This is a genomic window from Mycobacterium sp. TH-M15 (genome assembly GCF_057473705.1).
Genome location: NZ_JBYCLB010000002.1, coordinates 1 through 1,755, shown reverse-complemented (window position 1 = coordinate 1,755; position 1,755 = coordinate 1). Strand labels below are relative to the sequence as shown.

The window sequence follows — 1,755 nt, the reverse complement described above, 5'->3', positions numbered from 1 at the left end:
GGCACGATACGCGACACCAGCCCGATCCGCTCGGCTTCGCGCGCGTCGACGTCGCGGCCGGTGAGCATGATCTCAAACGCTCGCGACGCCCCGATCGCCCGGGGCAGCAGGTAGCTCAGCCCCAGCTCGCTCGCGGTCAAGCCGTTGTTGATACCCGCCGCCCGGAAGTAGGCACCGGCTGCGGCGACCCGGATGTCGGCGGCCAGCGCCAGGCATAGTCCGCCGCCGATGGCCGCACCGTTGACCGCGGCGATCACCGGCTGGTGCATCCGGCGCAGCATCAGGACGACGTCGTCGAGCAGTTCCATCGACCGCAGTCCGTAGCTGGGGCGGGTCAGCCCCGTCGCATGCGGCACCCGGCCCGCCGACTTGTGGTCCGCGCCGGATGAGAAGCCGCGCCCGGCGCCGGTCAGCACCACCACCCGAACCGAGTTGTCGTAGCTGACCTGCCGCAGCACATCGTGAAGCGGCACCATGACGTCGAACGCCATCGAGTTCATCCGCTCCGGTCGGTTGAGGGTGATCAAGGCGACCTGCGGACGCGGGCGGTCGACACGGACAAATCCAGCTGTGCCGGTCACGTGTTGCACGCTATCGCGTGCGTCGGCTCACGCCTGCTGGGGCGGCTCTTTTTGCGCCTGGGCCCGCGCGGCGAGTGCGGCGTCGACGTCGAGGTCCCTGACTTGTTGGACCAGATCCTCCAGCGCCGCCGGCGGCAACGCCCCGGCCTGGTTGAACACCAGCGTGCCCTTCTTGAACGCCATCAGGGTGGGGATGGACCGGATCTGGGCGGCCGCGGCCAACTGCTGTTCGGCCTCGGTGTCGACCTTGGCGAAGACGATGTCAGGGTGCTTCTCCGCCGCTGCCGCGAACGTGGGCGCGAAGGACCGGCACGGCCCGCACCACGAGGCCCAGAAGTCGACCAGCACAATGTCATTGCCGGCAACGGTTTCGTTGAACTGCTCTGAAGTGAGATTCTGGGTAGCCATGATTGGCCCAACGCCGGAAACGGCCGCGCTGTTCCCCGGCGCAGATCCGGCGGCAGCGCGAGCGGTATACACAGCGGGCTCATAGAGTGAAAAAAGCCTGCTGATAACTCCACGGCAGACGGTGGTACTGCCCGCTTTGCCCACAGCTGTCGCGCACACCGGCGCACGACGTCCACGATCGGAGCATGGTGATGCCTGCCCTCGCTCTCCCGCCCCGACGTGCGTTCCTCGCGGTCACCGGGGCCACCGCACTGTCTTTGGCCGCACTCTCCTCGCCGGCGCCGGCGTACGCCCAGAGCGACCACGTCATCGGCCTGATCGCATCGGTGTCGGGCAACACGCTCCAGGTCACCCAGACGACTGGGACCGCCACGGTGCAGTACGCGAGTTCCACCGAGATCAGGGAGGCCCTCCCGGCTCACCTGAGCGACGTCGCCCTCGGCAGCTGCATCAAGGCCGGCCCCACCCCGCAGAGCGCCCCGGCAAGCAGCGGCGCGATCACCGCCCAATGGGTCCGGATCAGCAGCGCGGTCGACGGTAAGTGTCCGCAGCTGCAGGACTCGAATTCCACCACACCGTCTGCGGCGCCGGTAGAACACCGGGCAGTCCGCGGGGTGGTCGATTCCGTCACCGGTAACACCATCACCCTCACCCCGGACAGCACCACCGGGAGCACATCGAAGGTCACCGTGACCGTCACCGACACCACCAGCTACAAAAAGCGGGTGGCGGCCAACACCGACGCGATCGCCAAAGGTAAGTGCGT

3 protein-coding genes are annotated in these 1,755 nt (G+C 67.9%); 1 reads left to right on the top strand and 2 read right to left on the bottom strand.

Going from position 1 to position 1,755, the window contains the following annotated elements:
* A partial coding sequence (locus AC2VNT_RS00035; RefSeq protein ID WP_486944917.1) for an enoyl-CoA hydratase occupies nucleotides 1–581 on the bottom strand: 581 nt, incomplete at its 3' end.
* Between the two features lie 27 nt (nucleotides 582–608).
* Nucleotides 609–989 carry a thioredoxin gene (gene trxA / locus AC2VNT_RS00030; RefSeq protein ID WP_486944916.1) on the bottom strand — a complete coding sequence of 127 codons (381 nt, stop codon included), beginning with the start codon at nucleotides 987–989 and terminating at the stop codon, nucleotides 609–611.
* 185 nt (nucleotides 990–1,174) lie between these two features.
* Here trxA and AC2VNT_RS00025 point away from each other — a divergent pair.
* On the top strand, nucleotides 1,175–1,755 hold a 581-nt coding region (locus tag AC2VNT_RS00025; protein WP_486944915.1), incomplete at its 3' end, for a DUF5666 domain-containing protein.